General features: G+C 62.9%; 17 protein-coding genes. 3 read left to right on the top strand and 14 right to left on the bottom strand.

From position 1 onward, the window contains the following. A complete protein-coding gene (locus G1E_RS12445; RefSeq protein WP_009686413.1) occupies positions 1–345 on the top strand; it encodes a head completion/stabilization protein in 345 nt (114 codons plus the stop codon). Beyond that, a complete protein-coding gene (locus G1E_RS12440; protein ID WP_009686414.1) occupies positions 338–700 on the top strand; it encodes a hypothetical protein in 363 nt (120 codons plus the stop codon). Before G1E_RS12445 ends, G1E_RS12440 begins: the two co-directional genes overlap by 8 nt. Here G1E_RS12440 and G1E_RS12435 read toward each other — a convergent pair. Further along, positions 697–1,065 (bottom strand): helix-turn-helix domain-containing protein, encoded by a 369-nt coding sequence (locus G1E_RS12435; protein ID WP_009686415.1) that lies wholly within the window; start codon positions 1,063–1,065, stop codon positions 697–699. The genes G1E_RS12440 and G1E_RS12435 overlap by 4 nt on opposite strands. A 200-nt stretch (positions 1,066–1,265) precedes the next feature. Here G1E_RS12435 and G1E_RS12430 point away from each other — a divergent pair, with 200 nt between their 5' ends. Then, complete coding sequence (locus G1E_RS12430) at positions 1,266–1,529, top strand: ogr/Delta-like zinc finger family protein (protein WP_033691101.1); 264 nt, start codon at positions 1,266–1,268, stop codon at positions 1,527–1,529. A gap of 78 nt (positions 1,530–1,607) precedes the next feature. On the opposite strand, the gene nuoN is transcribed toward G1E_RS12430, so the two are convergent. From nuoN to G1E_RS12365, 13 genes are all read right to left on the bottom strand, one after another. After that, complete coding sequence (gene nuoN, locus G1E_RS12425; RefSeq protein WP_009686417.1) at positions 1,608–3,077, bottom strand: NADH-quinone oxidoreductase subunit NuoN; 1,470 nt, start codon at positions 3,075–3,077, stop codon at positions 1,608–1,610. A 7-nt stretch (positions 3,078–3,084) separates the two neighbouring features. Continuing rightward, entirely contained in the window at positions 3,085–4,617 is a 1,533-nt protein-coding gene (gene nuoM / locus G1E_RS12420) for an NADH-quinone oxidoreductase subunit M (protein ID WP_047149852.1), read from the bottom strand. A gap of 49 nt (positions 4,618–4,666) precedes the next feature. Next, positions 4,667–6,520 (bottom strand): NADH-quinone oxidoreductase subunit L, encoded by a 1,854-nt coding sequence (gene nuoL / locus G1E_RS12415; protein WP_009686419.1) that lies wholly within the window; start codon positions 6,518–6,520, stop codon positions 4,667–4,669. Then, on the bottom strand, positions 6,517–6,825 hold the full coding sequence (nuoK, locus tag G1E_RS12410; protein WP_003251446.1) for an NADH-quinone oxidoreductase subunit NuoK: 309 nt from the start codon (positions 6,823–6,825) through the stop codon (positions 6,517–6,519). The genes nuoL and nuoK overlap by 4 nt, the downstream gene beginning before the upstream one ends. Before the next feature lie 3 nt (positions 6,826–6,828). After that, on the bottom strand, positions 6,829–7,329 hold the full coding sequence (gene nuoJ / locus G1E_RS12405; protein ID WP_009686420.1) for an NADH-quinone oxidoreductase subunit J: 501 nt from the start codon (positions 7,327–7,329) through the stop codon (positions 6,829–6,831). A 10-nt stretch (positions 7,330–7,339) separates the two neighbouring features. Continuing rightward, positions 7,340–7,888, bottom strand: a complete 549-nt coding sequence (gene nuoI, locus G1E_RS12400) for an NADH-quinone oxidoreductase subunit NuoI (RefSeq protein ID WP_016488223.1) — start codon at positions 7,886–7,888, stop codon at positions 7,340–7,342. Between the two features lie 11 nt (positions 7,889–7,899). Next, a complete protein-coding gene (gene nuoH, locus G1E_RS12395) occupies positions 7,900–8,907 on the bottom strand; it encodes an NADH-quinone oxidoreductase subunit NuoH (protein ID WP_029886631.1) in 1,008 nt (335 codons plus the stop codon). Next, positions 8,904–11,618, bottom strand: a complete 2,715-nt coding sequence (gene nuoG, locus G1E_RS12390) for an NADH-quinone oxidoreductase subunit NuoG (RefSeq protein ID WP_009686423.1) — start codon at positions 11,616–11,618, stop codon at positions 8,904–8,906. Before nuoG ends, nuoH begins: the two co-directional genes overlap by 4 nt. A 132-nt stretch (positions 11,619–11,750) precedes the next feature. After that, complete coding sequence (nuoF, locus tag G1E_RS12385; protein ID WP_009686424.1) at positions 11,751–13,112, bottom strand: NADH-quinone oxidoreductase subunit NuoF; 1,362 nt, start codon at positions 13,110–13,112, stop codon at positions 11,751–11,753. After that, positions 13,109–13,606 carry an NADH-quinone oxidoreductase subunit NuoE gene (nuoE, locus tag G1E_RS12380; protein WP_003251433.1) on the bottom strand — a complete coding sequence of 166 codons (498 nt, stop codon included), beginning with the start codon at positions 13,604–13,606 and terminating at the stop codon, positions 13,109–13,111. The genes nuoF and nuoE overlap by 4 nt, the downstream gene beginning before the upstream one ends. Before the next feature lie 2 nt (positions 13,607–13,608). Next, a complete protein-coding gene (gene nuoC, locus G1E_RS12375) occupies positions 13,609–15,390 on the bottom strand; it encodes an NADH-quinone oxidoreductase subunit C/D (RefSeq protein WP_009686425.1) in 1,782 nt (593 codons plus the stop codon). Between the two features lie 79 nt (positions 15,391–15,469). Beyond that, complete coding sequence (locus G1E_RS12370; protein WP_009686426.1) at positions 15,470–16,147, bottom strand: NADH-quinone oxidoreductase subunit B family protein; 678 nt, start codon at positions 16,145–16,147, stop codon at positions 15,470–15,472. Between the two features lie 9 nt (positions 16,148–16,156). Continuing rightward, positions 16,157–16,570 carry an NADH-quinone oxidoreductase subunit A gene (locus tag G1E_RS12365; protein WP_003251427.1) on the bottom strand — a complete coding sequence of 138 codons (414 nt, stop codon included), beginning with the start codon at positions 16,568–16,570 and terminating at the stop codon, positions 16,157–16,159. Positions 16,571–17,514 lie beyond the last annotated feature (944 nt).

Genomic DNA, 17,514 nt, shown 5'->3' with positions numbered 1-17,514 from the left:
ATGAGTACCGATCGCCTACCACGCATTGCCGATAGCCACGACCCGTTCTGGCCGCGGGTGGACTTGGGCAGGTTGCATGAACGGCTGAAGCTGCAGCAGCCAGTCAGTGATGCGGCGCTGGAGGTGGCCGCGCGCTGTGCCGTGATTGCCGCGGCAAGCGAGTTCGCCCGCTGGCGAGCGGCGCTGCGTGAGCGGGGCTACCAACGCCTCGAGGACGTGGCCGGGCATGACCATGGGCGCGCCTTGCACGTGTGTTACACCCGTTTTGTCGAAGCCGCGATCCTGCATACCTTGGGTTCCGCGCCTTGCCTTGCTGGACCGCGACGAGGGCTGAAACATGCCTGAACAATGGTTCTGCGACCACTTGGGTTCAACCCTGGCGCAGATGCTGGGGGTGGATGGCAATGTGTTGTTCGCCGCGTTGCTGGGGGCGTTGCTGGTCAGTGCCGCACGCGACCGGTTGATCACCAACACCGCCAAGCGGCTGACACTGGCCAAGAAACTCTTGCTGGTGTTTGTCACCGTAGGCGTGGGCCATTTGTTCGAGCCGCTGATTTCGGAGTCGGTGCCCTTGCTGTCACGTGGCATGGCCGGTTTTGTGGCAGCGGTAATCGTCATTCCGGTCAGCCTGAAGGTCATGGTGCTGGTCGACACCCTCGACCCGCGTGAACTGATCCAGCGCTGGCGTAAGCGGGGTTAACCCGCCAGCTCGCTCAACCGCTGTTCCAGTTGCCGGATTCGCTGCTTGTCTTCGATGAACAGCAAGATGGCTTGGCGGTCGCTGGGCGACAAGGTGCGCAGGCGCTCGAGCACATCGGCTTCCCAACCCGTCAGGCCCCGGCTTGCCGGGGCCTGCTCGCCATGGCCGAGCAGAAGCCAGTCCAGCGAGCAGGCATGTTGCCTGGCGATCTCGATGCAAAGGGAATAGGGAATGCTATCGCGCACCTTCCAGCTGCTGAGCGTCTGCGGGCTCACCGACAGTGCGCGCGAAAGTTCGGCGTCGGACTGCGCGCCAGTTAGAAGCTTGAGCCGCGTGAGCACCGCAGCCAGTACGTGAGTACTCATAACAAATATCCATGACTGGTTTAATGATATTCCATGGGCTTAAACTACTCGTTATGAATACAGCCCTGCGTTTTAAGGAGCATTTCTGCAATGAGAAACACCAAACTGAAGAATAGTCCCGATTTTGTGGCCAATACTGACACACTCCGGCGAGCATTCTCACTGAAGTTGAACCTGAACAGTGCTTGCAGGTACTTGCCGTGAGTACTTACAAGCTTGTCTGCCCGCACTGCCACAGCAGGATGCGCATCCGCACCAGTGAAGGTCGCCATATTTTCCTGCGCATTGCTTATTTGCAATGCACAACCGAGGTCTGTGGCTGGTCGGTACGTGCCGAATTCGAAATGACCCATGAACTGTCGCCCAGCGGCATGCCCAACCCGGAAGTCTACCTGCCTTCTGCCAATGGTGATTTGCGCAAGGCGGCCCTGCCGGGCGCAGGGCTGGGTAGCCCTGGTGAATGAGCTGGCATGCTCAGCGACCTAAAACACGCACATAAAAAAACACCCCGCATCAGCGGGGTGTTTTCATTGGCAGGGCAATCAGCCGATCAGTTGCAGGCCGGCTTGCTGGACCATTTCCAGCAGGGGTTGCGGGTACACACCCAGTACGAAAGCAAGAATGGCGATGGCCAGCAGCATGACGCCACCGGTGCGCTGCTCCCACTTCAGCGGTGCGTCGTGGCGACGCAGGTTCGGCTCGACCAGGTACAGGGTGACCATGACACGCAGGTAGTAGTACACGCCGATGGCGCTGCCGATCACCAGGGCCCCAACCAGCCACCACAGGTGCGACTCGACACCGGTGGCGATGATGTAGAACTTGCCGATGAAACCGGCGGTCAGCGGGATGCCCGCCAGCGACAGCATCATCACGGTCAGCACTGCGGTCAGGTACGGGCGGCGCCAGAACAGGCCGCGGTATTCGTACAGGGCATCGGCGTCACGGCCGCCATAGGGCGAGGACATCAGGGTGATGACCCCGAAGGCGCCCAGGCTGGTGATCACGTAGGTGACCAGGTACACGCCCATGGCTTCCAGGGCCAGGCCCTTGCTGGCGATCAGGGCGATGAGCAGGTAACCGAAGTGGGCGATGGACGAGTAACCAAGCAGGCGCTTGAGGTTGCTCTGGGTCAGCGCCAGCAGGTTACCGACCAGGATGGAGGCAACGGCGATGACCGCCAGTACGGTGCTCAGCACGCCGCTGCTGGCAGCAGGGGAGAGCATGAATAGGCGCACGACCACGGCGAACACCGCGACCTTGCTGGCGGTTGCCAGGAATGCGGCAACCGGCGCCGGGGCGCCTTCGTACACGTCCGGGGTCCACAGGTGGAAAGGTACCAGCGACAGCTTGAAGGCCAGGCCGACCAGCATCATGCCCAGGCCCAGTTGGGCCACCAGGCTTGGCATGCTGGTAGCCGCCAGGGCCTTGCCAATCTGGTCGAAGCTCAGGCTGCCGGCGTCGGCGTACAGCAAGGCCATGCCGAACAGCAGGAACGCTGAACCGGCGGCCGACAGCACCATGTACTTGATACCGGCTTCCAGCGAGCGCTTGTTGAAGAACGCATAGGCCACCAGGCCGTAGACCGGCACCGACAGCAGCTCCAGGCCGATGAACAGCCCCGCCAGGTGGTTGGCGCTGACCAGCACCAGGCCACCGAGTGCCGACATCAGCAGCAGCAGGTAGAGCTCTTCACGGTTGCCCGGGAAGCCTTTGGAGCCTTCGCCCAGGTAGGCGTGGGCCAGGGTGACGCAAGCCAGCGTGGCCACCAGGATGATCGCCATGTACAGGCAGGCGAACTTGTCGATGGTCAGCAGCGGGGTGACCGCCAACGGTGCCACCTTCAGCACCGGCAGGATCGACAGCAGCGCCAGGTTCAGGCCCACGGTGGACAGCAGGAAGGTTTGCGAGTGGTTGCGCTTCCAGGCGATCGCCAGCATCACCACCACCGTGGTGATGGTGGTGATCAGCATCGGCGCCAATGCGATGAAGTGTTGAGTGGTGAATTCCATAGCGCTCTTACCGGGCCGAAGCGAGTTGAGTGAAAGCGGAGCCGAGCCACTGCTGCACACCACTCATGGTGGCGGCAGAGGTGTCGAGGAATGGCTGCGGATACACGCCCAGCAGGATCAGCAGGACCGCCAGGCCCAGCACCATGATCAGCTCGCGACCGTCCATGCCGGCCAGTACGGTGTCGCTCTTGGCCGGGCCGAAGTAGGCGCGGTGGATCATGATCAGCGAGTACACCGAGCCAAATACCAGGCCGGTGGTGGCGATCACGGTGATCCACGGTACATGCACGAAGCTGCCGAGCAGGATCAGGAACTCGCCGACGAAGTTGCCGGTGCCGGGCAGGCCCAGCGAGGCAGCGGCGAAGAACAGGCTGATGGCGGGCAGGTAGGCGATACGGTGCCACAGGCCGCCCATCTGGCGCATGTCACGGGTGTGCAGGCGCTCGTACAGCTGGCCCGACAGGATGAACAGCGCGGCAGCCGACAGGCCGTGGGCCAGCATCTGGATCACCGCGCCTTGCAGGGCCTGCTGGCTGCCGGAGTAGATACCGATCAGCACGAAGCCCATGTGCGAGACGCTGGAGAAGGCGATCAGGCGCTTGATGTCGGTTTGCGCGAAAGCCAGGAACGCACCGTAGAAGATGCCGATCAGGCCCAGGGTCATGGCAATCGGCGCGAACTCGGCCGAGGCGTTCGGGAACAGCGGCAGGGCGAAGCGCAGCAGGCCATAGGCCGCAGTCTTCAGCAGGATACCGGCCAGGTCCACGGAACCTGCAGTGGGCGCCTGGGCGTGAGCGTCAGGCAACCAGGAGTGGAACGGCACCACCGGCAGCTTCACCGCAAAGGCGATGAAGAAGCCCAGCATCAGCAGGTATTCCACGCCCGCAGGCAACTGGGCCTTGAGCAGGTCGCTGTAGTTGAAGGTGAGCACGCCGGTTGTGTTGTAGTTGACCAGGACCAGGCCAAGGATCGCCACCAGCATGATCAGGCCGCTGGCCTGGGTGAAGATGAAGAACTTGGTCGCCGCGTAGATCCGGGTCTTCTTGCCATCTGCCGAGCTGTGACCCCAGAGCGCGATGAGGAAGTACATCGGCACCAGCATCATTTCCCAGAAGAAGAAGAACAGGAACAGGTCCAGTGCCAGGAACACACCGACCACGCCGCCCAGGATCCACATCAGGTTGAGGTGGAAGAAGCCGACGTGACGCTGGATCTCTTTCCACGAGCACAGGACCGACAGCACACCGAGCAGGCCGGTAAGCAGGATCATCAGCAGCGACAGGCCATCGAGGGCCAGGTGGATGCTGATGCCGAAGCGCTGGATCCACTGGACTTTGTATTCCAGGGCCCAGGCCGGTTCGGCGCCAGGTGCGGGGGCGAGGGTGTAATCGCCGTGAGCCCACAGCCACAGGCCGATGCCTAGCAGCAGGGACATGGTCAGCAGCGCGATCCAGCGCGGCAGGGGGGCGCCGAAGCGCTCACCCAGCCAGCACAGGAAGCCGCCGATGAAGGGGATCAGGATCAGCCAAGGCAAAATCATGACGGGTTCGTTTCCTTTTGCAGGGTCGCAAGGTTCGCAAAGTTCATGGTCATACCGCAGCCACTACCACAGCGCCGAGTACCAGCACTGCGCCAACGGCGATCGAGGCGGTGTACCAGCGCAGTTGGCCAGTCTCGGTCTTGCTCATGGCGACGTGGCCGCCGCGAGCAAGGCGAGGGATGAGGCCAATGCCGCGGTCAACCGGATCCTTGCGCAGCATGTGGCTGATCAGCAGGTAAGGTTTGACGAACAGCTTGTCGTAGATCCAGTCGAAGCCCCAGGCAGCGAACCACCAGGCCGAAAGCACACGGCCGATGCTGCTGTTGGCCACCGCACTGACGAAGCTGCGCTTGCCCAGGAACAGCAGGGCTGCCAGCAGGATACCGGCAATGGCGATCGACCCCGAGGTGATTTCCAGCGCGTGCTTGGCGGCGCCACCGGCATGGCCGGCGCTTTCAGGCAGCACGCCGGCCAGCGGTGGGGTGATCCAGGCACCGATGAAGGTCGACAGCACGATCAGTACGCCCAGCGGCAGCCAGTGGCTGATGCCGTGGCCGGCATGCGCTTCGGTCTTGGCTTCGCCGTGGAAGGCGATGAAGATCAGGCGGAAGGTGTACAGCGAGGTCATGAACGCGCCCACCAGGCCGGCGTACAGCAGGCCGGTGTTGCCACTGGCGAAGGCTTCCCAGAGGATCTCGTCCTTGGAGTAGAAGCCTACCGTCACGATCGGCAGGGCGGCCAGGGCCGCGCCACCGACCACGAAGCTGGCATAGGCCAGTGGCAGTTTCTTCCACAGGCCGCCCATCTTGAAGATGTTCTGCTCGTGGTGGCAGGCCACGATCACCGCACCGGAGGCCAGGAACAGCAGTGCCTTGAAGAACGCGTGGGTCATCAGGTGGAAGATCGCCGCGTCCCAGGCACCGACGCCCAGGGCCAGGAACATGTAGCCGATCTGGCTCATGGTCGAGTAGGCGAGGATACGCTTGATGTCGGTTTGCACCAGCGCAGCGAAGCCGGCCAGTACCAGGGTCACGCCACCGACCACGCCTACCAGGTGCAGGATGTCGGGCGCCAGCAGGAACAGGCCGTTGGTACGGGCGATCAGGTACACGCCCGCAGTCACCATGGTCGCGGCGTGGATCAGTGCCGAAACCGGGGTCGGGCCGGCCATCGCGTCCGCCAGCCAGGTCTGCAGTGGCAACTGGGCCGATTTACCCACCGCACCACCCAGCAGCATCAGCGTTGCCAGCACCATCCAGGTGTCGCCCGCCTGGAATTTCTGTGGTGCCAGCACCAGCAGCTCCTGCACGTTCAAGGTACCCAGCTGGGCGAACAGGATGAACAGGCCGATGGCCATGAACACGTCGCCGATGCGGGTGACGATGAATGCCTTGAGCGCGGCATTACCGTTGTTGCGGTTGCTGTAGTAGAAGCCGATCAACAGGTACGAGCACAGGCCCACGCCTTCCCAGCCGAAGTAGATGAACAGCAGGTTATCGCCAAGGATCAGGAACAGCATGCTGGCGATGAACAGGTTGGTGTACGAGAAGAAGCGCGAGTAGCCGGCTTCGCCACGCATGTACCAGGAGGCGAACAGGTGGATCAGGAAGCCGACACCGGTGACCACGCCGAGCATGGTGACCGACAGGCCGTCCAGGTACAGGGTAAAGTTCGGCGCGAAGCCGTCCACCGACATCCACTGCCACAGCAACTGGCTGTAAGCGCCGCCTTCAGGTGGGGCGACGTTGAATTGCCAGATGACGTAGGCGGCCGTGGCCGCCGACAGGCCTACCGAGCCGACGCCGATCAGCGCGGACAGGTTCTCCGAGAACCGTCCGCGCGAGAACGACAGCAGCAGGAAGCCGATGAGGGGAAAGACGAAAGTCAGGAAGAGAAGGTTCATCCGCGCATCTCACTGGCAGCATCGATGTCGAGAGTGTGGAACCGGCGGTACAGCTGCAGCAGGATGGCCAGGCCAATGCTGGCCTCGGCAGCTGCCAGGCTGATCACCAGAATGAACATCACCTGGCCGTCGGGCTGGACCCAACGGGCCCCGGCGACGACGAACGCCAGGGCAGAAGCGTTCATCATGACTTCCAGGCTCATGAGCACGAAGAGGATGTTGCGGCGGACCATCAGGCCAACCAGACCTAAGCAGAACAGGATGCCGGCGACTGCCAGGCCATGTTCGAGAGGGATAGCACCCATGATTTACTCCTTCGCCTCGTTGCGGCCCAGGTGGAAGGCGGTCACAGCTGCCGCCAGCAGCAGCATCGACGCCAGTTCGACCACCAGCAGGTAAGGGCCGAACAAGCTGACCCCCACGGCTTTCGGGCCCACGGTGGTACCGCTGATGCCGGCGCCGCTCGGGGTGACGAACAGCACGTACAGCAGCTCTGCCAGCAGCAGGGCGCCAAGAATGACCGGCCCGGCCCAGATGCCGGGCTTGAGCCAGCCGCGCTCCTGGGCCACCGAAGCCGGCCCGAGGTTGAGCATCATCACCACGAACACGAACAGCACCATGATGGCGCCGGCGTAGGCGATCACTTCCAGGGCACCGGCGAACGGTGCACCCAGGGAGAAGAAGATCATGGCCACGGAGATCAGCGAAATGATCAGGTAAAGCAAGGCGTGCACGGGGTTGGTGCCGGTCACCACCCGAAGGGTGGACACCACGGCGATCCCGGATGCGAAGTAGAAAGCGAATTCCATCTTTCTGTCCTTATGGGAGCAAGCTCTTCACGTTGATCGGCTCGGCTTCGTTCTGTGCAGCGCCTTTCGGCTTGCCAGCGATGGCCATACCCGCAACACGGTAGAAGTTGTAGTCAGGGTTCTTGCCGGGGCCGGAGATCAGCAGATCTTCTTTCTCGTACACCAGGTCCTGACGCTTGAACTCGGCCATTTCGAAATCCGGAGTCAGCTGGATCGCGGTGGTCGGGCACGCTTCTTCACACAGGCCGCAGAAGATGCAGCGCGAGAAGTTGATGCGGAAGAACTCCGGGTACCAGCGGCCGTCCTCGGTTTCGGCTTTCTGCAGCGAGATGCAGCCGACCGGGCAGGCCACCGCGCAGAGGTTGCACGCTACGCAGCGCTCCTCGCCGTCGGGGTCGCGGGTGAGCACGATGCGGCCGCGGTAGCGCGGCGGCAGGTACACGGGCTCTTCGGGGTACTGCAGGGTGTCACGTTTGCGAAACCCGTGGGAGAACACCATGGCCAGGCTGCGCAGCTGGGTGCCGGTGCCTTTAACGATGTCGCCGATATACTTGAACATGGGTCAAATCCTCACTGGGCCGCGACGGCTGGCGTGTTGTAGAGCACGAGCGCAGCGGTCACCAGCAAATTGATCAGGGTCAGCGGCAGGCAGAACTTCCAGCTGAAGTCCATCACCTGGTCATAGCGTGGGCGCGGGATCGAGGCGCGCAGCAGGATGAACAGCATGATGAAGAACGCGGTCTTCAATGCGAACCACAGGAACGGCAGTTGCGGCAGGATGCCGAACGGGCCGTGCCAGCCGCCGAAGAACAGGGTTACCAGCAGCGCCGAGATGAGGATGATGCCGATGTACTCACCGACGAAGAACATGCCCCACTTCATGCCGGCATACTCGATGTGGTAGCCGTCGGCCAGTTCCTGTTCCGCTTCCGGCTGGTCGAACGGGTGACGGTGAGTCACGGCCACGCCAGCGATGAAGAAGGTGCAGAAGCCGAAGAACTGCGGAATGATGAACCACAGGTTCTGCGCCTGGTACTCGACGATGTCGCGCATGTTGAACGAACCCACCTGCACCACCACGCCCATCAGCGCCAGGCCCAGGAACACTTCGTACGACACGGTCTGTGCCGAAGCCCGCAAGCTGCCCAACAGGGCGTACTTGTTGTTCGACGACCAGCCGGCAAACAGCACCGCGTAGACCGACAGGCCGGCCATGGCGAAGAAGAACAGCAGGCCGATGTTCAGGTCGGCGACGCCCCAGCCCGGGGTGATCGGGATGATCGAGAAGCCAATCAGCAGGGCGCTCATGGCCACGACTGGCGCCAGGGTGAAGATCATCTTGTCGACGAAGGGCGGGTTCCAGTCTTCCTTGAAGAACATCTTCAGCATGTCGGCTGCGATCTGGAACATGCCGAACGGGCCCACACGGTTCGGACCGTAGCGGTCCTGCCACCAGCCCAGCAAGCGGCGTTCGACGAAGCTGAGCAGCGCGCCGCAGACCACCACGGCCAACAGCACCACGATAGCCTTGACGACCTGGATGATCACATCGATCACTTCGGGGGTGAACCAGCTCATTGTGCTGCCTCCTGCAGACCTTCGACGGGTGCACCGAAGATGGCAGGCGGAATGCCGGCCAGGCCTTTCGGCAGCGCGACCAGGCCAGCGCCCAGCTCTTCATTGATACGCAGCGGCAGGCGCAGGGCCACACCGGCAACGGTCAGGCTCAGCAGCGCACCTTCGTTGACGCCCAGGCGGTCGGCCTCGGACTTGGCCAGGGCCACGTAGGCCGCCGGAATACGCTGTTGCACCGGGGCGGCGCGCGAGGAGCTTTCTTCGCTGCCGAACAGGTGGAAGAACGGCACCGCCGTCCAGGTGCCACGGGCCGGGTTGAAGGCGCCCGGAATGGCGCTGAACCAGTTCAGGCGGTCGCCTTGCGACTCGATCAGGCGCACGCCCGGGTCACCAGCACGCAGGTGGCCACCGACCTCGTCCTGGAACTTGTTCCAGGCTTGCGGCGAGTTCCAGCCCGGCGACCAGGCGAACGGCACCTGCTGGCGCGGTTCGGCCGAGCCCGAGTAGCCTTCCATGGAGAAGGCGAACGCGGTGTCCTTGTCTTGCGGGGTACGTGGCTCGTGCACGCTGATGTTGGCGCGCATGGCGGTACGGCCGGAGTAGCGCAGCGGCTCGCGGGCCAGCTTCATGCCCTTGATGCGGAACGCGGCGCTTGGCGCGGCATTGACGATGCCGGCCAGTTGCGGCGCGGCAGCAGCACAGGCGCTGGTGACGTGGTCCAGTTGCGTCCAGTCGACCGGCTTGTTCAGCAGGGTGGCACGCAGGGCGTGCATCCAGCGCCAGCCTTCGTGGATCTGGATGCTGCTGTCCAGGTACTGCGGGTCGAACACCTGGAAGAAGCGCTGGGCACGGCCTTCCTGGCTGACCAGGGTACCGTCGCCTTCGGCGAACGAGGCGGCCGGCAACACCAGGTGGGCGCGGTCGACCGTCGGGGTTTTCGAGTGGTCAGCGACGATCACCACTTTGGCGGCCGCCAGGGCTGCGTCGACCTTGGAAGCCGCTACGCGGGCGTACAGGTCGTTTTCCAGCACCACGATCGCATCGGCTTTGCCGCTGATGACGGCGTCCAGCGCGGCATCCACCGACTCGCCACCGAGCATGGCCAGGCCGATGCTGTTGGCCTCTGGCACCACCAGGCTCAGGGAGCCGTTTTTCTCGCGCAGCTTCAGGGCCTTGGCGATGTTGGCGGCGGCTTCGATCAGGGCCGGGTCGGCCAGCGAAGTGCCCGCTACCACCAATGGGCGCTTGGCGGCCACCAGGGCGTCGGCGATGCGCTGGGCCAGGGCTTTGGCTTCGGCGTCCAGGCCTTCGACGGCCGGGGCGCTCGGGTCGATGGCGTGGGCCACGGCGAAGCCGAGGCGGGCCAGGTCGGCGGGGGCTGCGTGCACGCACTCTTCAGCCACGTCGTCCAGCTTGGTTTGCGCCAGCGAAGCGATGAACAGCGGGTACAGCGCGTGCTGGCCGATGTTCTTCACGGCAGCGTCGAGCCAAGGCTGCACCTTCATCGCTTCGGCCATGGCCTCGGCCTTGCCCTTGGTCGCCTGGCGCACAGCCAGGGCGACGCGGGCAGCGGTCTGGGTCAGGTCTTCACCCAGCACGAACACGGCGTCGTGGTCTTCGATATCGCGCAGGGTCGGCACCGGCAGCGGGCTGTTGTTCAGCACGTCCAGGGCCAGGCGTACCCGGGCCAGCTCGCCAGCTTCCATGCCCGAGTAGAAGTACTCGGCACCGACCAGCTCACGCAGGCCGTAGTTGCTTTCGAGGCTGGCGCGTGGCGAACCGATGCCGACGATGGTGCGGCCGCGCAGCAGGTCGGCGGCCTTGTCCAGGGCGGCGTCCAGGCCCAGCTTGGTGCCGTCGGCCAGTTGTGGCTGGCGCGGGCGGTCCGTGCGGTTGACGTAACCGTAGCCAAAGCGGCCGCGGTCGCACAGGAAGTACTGGTTCACCGAACCGTTGAAGCGGTTTTCGATACGGCGCAGCTCGCCATAGCGCTCGCCTGGGCTGATGTTGCAGCCGCTGGAGCAGCCATGGCAGATGCTCGGGGCAAACTGCATGTCCCACTTGCGGTTGTAGCGCTCGGAGTGGGTCTTGTCGGTGAACACGCCCGTTGGGCAGACTTCGGTCAGATTGCCGGAGAACTCGCTTTCCAGCACGCCGTCTTCGACGCGACCGAAGTACACGTTGTCGTGGGCGCCGTAGACACCCAGGTCGGTCCCGCCGGCGTAGTCCTTGTAGTAGCGCACGCAGCGATAGCAGGCGATGCAGCGGTTCATCTCATGGGCGATGAACGGGCCGAGGTCCTGGTTCTGGTGGGTACGCTTGGTGAAACGGTAGCGGCGCTCGTTGTGGCCGGTCATTACCGTCATGTCCTGCAGGTGGCAGTGACCGCCTTCCTCGCACACCGGGCAGTCGTGCGGGTGGTTGGTCATCAGCCATTCGACGACGCTGGCGCGGAACGCCTTGGACTCTTCATCGTCGATGGAGATCCAGGTGCCGTCGGAAGCAGGGGTCATGCAGGACATGACGATACGACCACGGGTGTCGTTCTCGTCGGTGTACTGCTTGACCGCGCACTGCCGGCAGGCACCCACGCTACCAAGCGCGGGGTGCCAGCAGAAATAAGGGATGTCGAGGCCGAGTGACAGACACGCCTGTAACAGGTTGTCAGCACCGTTGACTTCGAGCGCTTTGCCGTCTACGTGGATAGTGGCCATTGTTCAAAGTTCTTCGTTGGCCCGCGTGAGCGGGCGTGGCTAATGGAAATCGGTGAGCCTGCGGCACGCCACGAGTCATTCGGGCCTGCCGGCGGGCTGGCGGGTGGCACGGACCACCCGCGTTCTATCTTTTTATGCGCCGACCACAATCGGCTTCGCCAGGTTCGGGCGCAGGGTGCCAGCGCTTTCAGGCGCCACACCGGCCTCGAACTCCGAGCGGAAGTATTTGATGGCACTGCCCAATGGCTCGACGGCACCCGGTGCGTGAGCACAGAAGGTACGGCCTGGGCCGAGGAAGTTGACCAGCCCCAGCAGCGTCTCGATGTCTTCGGCGCGGCCCTGGCCGTTTTCCAGTGCGCGCAGCATTTTCACGCTCCACGGCAGGCCGTCACGGCAAGGGGTGCACCAGCCACACGACTCGCGGGCGAAGAACTCTTCCATGTTGCGCAGCAGCGACACCATGTTGACGCTGTCGTCTACCGCCATGGCCAGGCCCGTACCCATGCGGGTGCCGACCTTGGCGATGCCACCGGCGTACATCTGCGCGTCGAGGTGCTCGGGCAGCAGGAAGCCGGTACCGGCGCCGCCTGGCTGCCAGCACTTGAGCTTGAAGCCGTCACGCATGCCACCGGCGTAGTCCTCGAACAGCTCGCGGGCGGTAACGCCGAACGGCAGCTCCCACAGGCCCGGGTTCTTGACCTTGCCGGAGAAGCCCATCAGCTTGGTGCCGTGGTCTTCGCTGCCTTCACGGGCCAGCGACTTGTACCAGTCGTTGCCGTTGGCGACGATGGCTGGCACGTTGCACAGGGTTTCGACGTTGTTCACGCAGGTCGGTTTGCCCCATACACCCACGGCAGCAGGGAAGGGCGGTTTGGAGCGCGGGTTGGCGCGGCGGCCTTCCAGCGAGTTGATCAGCGCGGTTTCTTCACCGCAGATGTAGCGCCCGGCACCGGTGTGCACGAACAGCTCGAAATCGAAACCGCTGCCCAGGATGTTCTTGCCCAAAAGGCCTGCGGCCTTGGCTTCATCGATGGCGCGGTTGAGGTTCTTCGCGGCGGTGGTGTATTCGCCGCGCAGGAAGATGTAGCCGCGGTAGGCCTTCAGGGCGCGGGCGCTGATCAGCATGCCCTCCACCAGCAGATGGGGCTGTTGCTCCATCAGCATGCGGTCCTTCCAGGTGTTGGGCTCCATTTCGTCCGCGTTGCACAGCAGGTAGCGGATGTTCATGGATTCGTCTTTGGGCATCAGGCCCCACTTCACCCCGGTGGGGAAGCCGGCGCCACCACGGCCCTTGAGGCCGGAGTCCTTGACGCTTTGCACGATATCGTCGGCGGACATGTCTGCCAGCGCCTTGCGCGCGGCGGCGTAGCCGTTCTTCGATTCATACTCGGCCAGCCATACCGGTTCGCCGTCGTCACGCAGGCGCCAGGTCAGCGGGTGGGTTTCGGCCGTGCGCGCGATGCGGTTGGCCGGGCCGAAGGAAGTAATGGTCATACGTAACCCTCCAGCAGTTTGGAAACGCCAGCCGGCTGCACGTCACCGAAGGTGTCGTCGTCGATCATCAGCGCCGGGGCTTTGTCGCAGTTGCCCAGGCAGCATACCGGCAGCAGGGTGAAGCGGCCGTCTGCGGTAGTCTGGCCAAGGCCGATGCCCAGTTCGCTCTGGATCTGGCTGACCACCGATTCGTGGCCGCCGATGTAGCAGACCATGCTGTCGCACACGCGGATGATGTGGCGGCCGACTGGCTGGCGGAAAATCTGGCTGTAGAAGGTGGCTACACCTTCGACGTCGCTGGCCGGAATGCCCAGCACTTCGCCGATGGCGTGAATGGCGCCGTCCGGCACCCAGCCGCGTTCCTTCTGAACGATCTTCAGGGCTTCGATGGACGCCGCGCGCGGGTCCTCGTAGTGGTGCATTTCGTGCTCGATGGCCGAGCGCTCGGTTTCGCTCAGGGCGAAACGGTCTGTCTGGATAAGCGTGCTGTTCATGCTTAGCGGTCCACGTCAGCCATAACGAAGTCGATACTGCCCAGGTACGCAATGAGGTCGGCGACCATGCTGCCTTTGATCACCGATGGGATCTGCTGCAGGTGCGGGTAGCTCGGGGTACGGATCCGGGTGCGGTAGCTCATGGTGCCGCCATCGCTCGTCAGGTAGTAACTGTTGATGCCCTTGGTCGCCTCGATCATCTGGAACGACTCGTTGGCCGGCATCACCGGGCCCCACGAGACTTGCAGGAAGTGCGTGATCAGGGTTTCGATGTGCTGCAGGGTGCGCTCTTTCGGCGGCGGCGTGGTCAGCGGGTGATCCGCCTTGTACGGGCCTTCCGGCATGTTGCGCAGGCACTGGTCGATGATGCGGATACTCTGGCGCATCTCCTCGACACGGACCATGCAGCGATCGTAGGCATCGCCGTTGTGGGCCAGCGGTACTTCGAACTCGAAGTTCTCGTAGCCGGAGTAAGGGCGGGCTTTGCGCAGGTCGAAGTCGCAACCGGTGGCGCGCAGGCCGGCACCGGTGGTGCCCCAGGCCAGTGCTTCCTTGGTGTTGTAGGCAGCGACGCCGATGGTGCGGCCCTTGAGGATGCTGTTCTGCAAGGCCGCCTTGGTGTACTCGTCGAGGCGCTTGGGCAGCCATTCGACGAAGTCCTTGACCAGCTTGTCCCAGCCGCGCGGCAGGTCGTGGGCGACGCCACCGATACGGTACCAGGCCGGGTGCAGGCGGAAACCGGTGATCGCCTCGATCACGGTGTAGGCGCGCTGGCGGTCGGTGAAGGTGAAGAACACCGGGGTCATGGCACCCACGTCCTGAATATAGGTGCCCAGGAACAGCAGGTGGCTGGTGATGCGGAAGAACTCGGCGAGCATGATGCGGATCACGTCGACCTTCTGCGGCACCTGGATGCCGGCCAGCTTCTCCACCGCGAGCACGTACGGCAGGTTGTTCATCACCCCGCCGAGGTAGTCGATACGGTCGGTGTAGGGGATGAAGCTGTGCCAGGACTGGCGCTCGGCCATTTTCTCGGCGCCACGGTGGTGGTAGCCGATGTCCGGTACGCAGTCGACGATCTCTTCACCGTCCAGCTGCAGCACGATACGGAATGCACCGTGCGCCGAAGGGTGGTTGGGGCCGAGGTTGAGGAACATGTAGTCCTCGTTGGCGCCCTGACGCTTCATGCCCCAGGCTTCGGGGTTGAAGCGCGCCGATTCCTCTTCGAGCTGCTGCTTGGCCAGGGTCAGGCTGTACGGGTCGAACTCGGTGGCACGGGCCGGGTAGTCCTTGCGCAGCGGGTGGCCTTCCCAGGTGGGGGGCATCATGATGCGGCTGAGGTGCGGGTGGCCGGCAAAGTCGATGCCAAACATGTCCCAGACTTCGCGCTCGTACCAGTTGGCGTTCGGCCAGATGCTGGTCACCGATGGCAGGTTGAGGTCGCCTTCGCTGAGCGACACCTTGATCATCACGTCGCTGTTACGCTCGATCGACAGCAGGTGGTAGAACACGCTGAAGTCGGCGGCTGGCAGGCCGCGGCGCTGGGTACGCAGGCGTTCGTCGACGCCGTGCAGGTCGTACAGCATGCTGTACGGCTTGGCCACGCCACGCAGGAAGCTCAACACTTCCTTGAGTTGGGCGCGCTTGACCCACAGCACGGGCATGCCGGTGCGGGTTTCCTGGGCGACGAATGCTTCGGCGCCAAAACGGTTGTGCAGTTCGACGACCACATCCTGGTCGTCAGCCTTGTAGGGCGGAATGAAAATAGCGTTGTCCGCTGTCATGGTCTCGGTCGCTTTGGGTCAACGTTAAGAATGAAGCCAGGCCGCCGGCTCCATGGGGAGCGGGCGGCAGGTCGCTGGATCAGACTTCGTCGGGGCTGCGCAGGTTGGTTACGGCAATGCGCTGCTCGCGACGCATGTCTTTCTGGGCTGGCATCTCGGCACGGTAAATACCTTGATCACCAACAACCCAGGAAAGCGGGCGTCGTTCTTGGCCAATCGACTCCTGCAGCAGCATCAAGCCTTGCAGGAAAGCCTCAGGGCGTGGCGGGCAGCCAGGCACATAGACGTCCACGGGGAGGAACTTGTCGACCCCCTGAACGACCGAGTAGATGTCGTACATGCCACCGGAGTTGGCGCACGACCCCATGGAGATCACCCACTTGGGCTCGAGCATCTGCTCGTACAGGCGCTGGATGATCGGCGCCATTTTCACGAAGCAGGTACCGGCAATGACCATGAAGTCGGCCTGACGCGGCGAGGCCCGGATGACTTCGGCGCCGAAGCGGGCGATGTCGTGGGGTGCGGTGAAGGCCGTGGTCATTTCCACGTAGCAGCAGGACAGGCCGAAGTTGTACGGCCACAGTGAGTTCTTGCGACCCCAGTTGACCGCGCCACGCAGCACATCTTCGAGCTTGCCCATGAAGATGTTCTTGTGGACCTGGTCCTCCAGCAGCTGATCGGTGACGGTTTCCCGTTCACCGACCGGGTACTGCTCGTTGGGCGCATCCGGATCGATTCTGGTGAGATTGTATTGCATGCCAAAGCCTCATTGTTTCAGCTTCGCTTGCCGCTTGCGGCGACCTTCGGGAGCCCAATCAAGTGCCCCGACGCGCCATAGGTAGACAAGACCTGCCAACAGAATTGCTATGAAAACGAGTGCTTCGACGAACCCGGTCCAGCCGCTTTCGCGGACGGACACAGACCATGCAAAGAGAAAGAGGGCTTCGATATCGAAGATCACGAACAGCATCGCGACCAGATAGAATTTGGCGGACAGGCGCAGGCGGGCGCTGCCGACGGGCAGCATGCCGGATTCGAAGGGTTCGTTCTTGGCGCGGCCCCATGCCTTGCTACCGAGCAGGCTGGACAGGCCGAGCATGAAGGCGCACAGGCCGACGACACCCAGGAGGAAGATGGCAAAGCCCCAGTTGTGGGCGATGAGTCCTGCCGAATCGGACATGCTAGAAATCCTTATACAGAGACCCAGCTCTGCAGTCTGAAATAAGTGTAGAGCGGCGACCTGGTGTCGCACATGCAGTGACCAAATGTCGCAGCTGAATCAATCGCGCTGATTTTATGGGTAAACCTGGTGCAAGTAAAATTTCTGTAGCAAATTTATCCGTAGGATTTAGTGCAACAGCAGCGCGTAAATGGCTGAAAGCCTTGAAATTCGGGCATTGCGTGCGCTTTTGTTAATTATGTTTCTTGCGAGTGGTAACGAATTACAAGTTTCGTAATGATAATTAATATCATTTGACCTGATGCCATTTAATTGGGCTGTTCTGAGCCTTGTAAAGTTCATCTGGCGAGTCCCCCTACTTGTAAATGCGAAAGGGCCGTGTTCTAGCAGCTTTGCGCGGCGGTTGCACCGCTCTGGGTCAATACTTTAGTGGTTGGGTCATGACTGGCTGATGAAGCGGCCGGCCAGTGCTGCCCTGGGTGCGGTGCTGCCACAAGCATAGACGTGATTGTGGGGTTTGTTGGGCTGGCGTGGGTCGCGTGAGGGCTGCCATTTGTATGGCGAAAGGAATGCAGCGCCTGTGAAACCGAGCGCCGCTCGCGCGGCGCATCGCGGCTAAAGCCGCTCCTACGTTTGTTTCCGGCCAGTCCATCCTGTGCCAGGCGCGCGCGACCGCCTTGTTTGTACGTCGCCATATCGAGGCGTGCGCCAAAGCGTTCGCGCGCAAATCCCCCAGGCATAATTGGCCCGAAACAAACGTAGGAGCGAGCGCAGCTCGCGAAGCGCCGCGCGGGCGGCGCTCGATCTGCGCAACACCGCAAAAACCAAGGCAGGCACCTCGCCGCCCTGATGCGGTCCTTGCTGGTTTGCTGCCTCAACATAGACCTGATTATGGGGTTTGTTGGGGCTGCCGTTGGGTCGCGGGAGGGCTGCCATTTGTATGG

The organism is Pseudomonas sp. TJI-51 (genome assembly GCF_000190455.2).
GTDB classification, from domain to species: Bacteria; Pseudomonadota; Gammaproteobacteria; order Pseudomonadales; family Pseudomonadaceae; genus Aquipseudomonas; species Aquipseudomonas juntendi.
The sequence above is the reverse complement of the archived record's forward strand: the minus strand, read 5'-3'. Positions and strand labels throughout refer to the sequence as shown.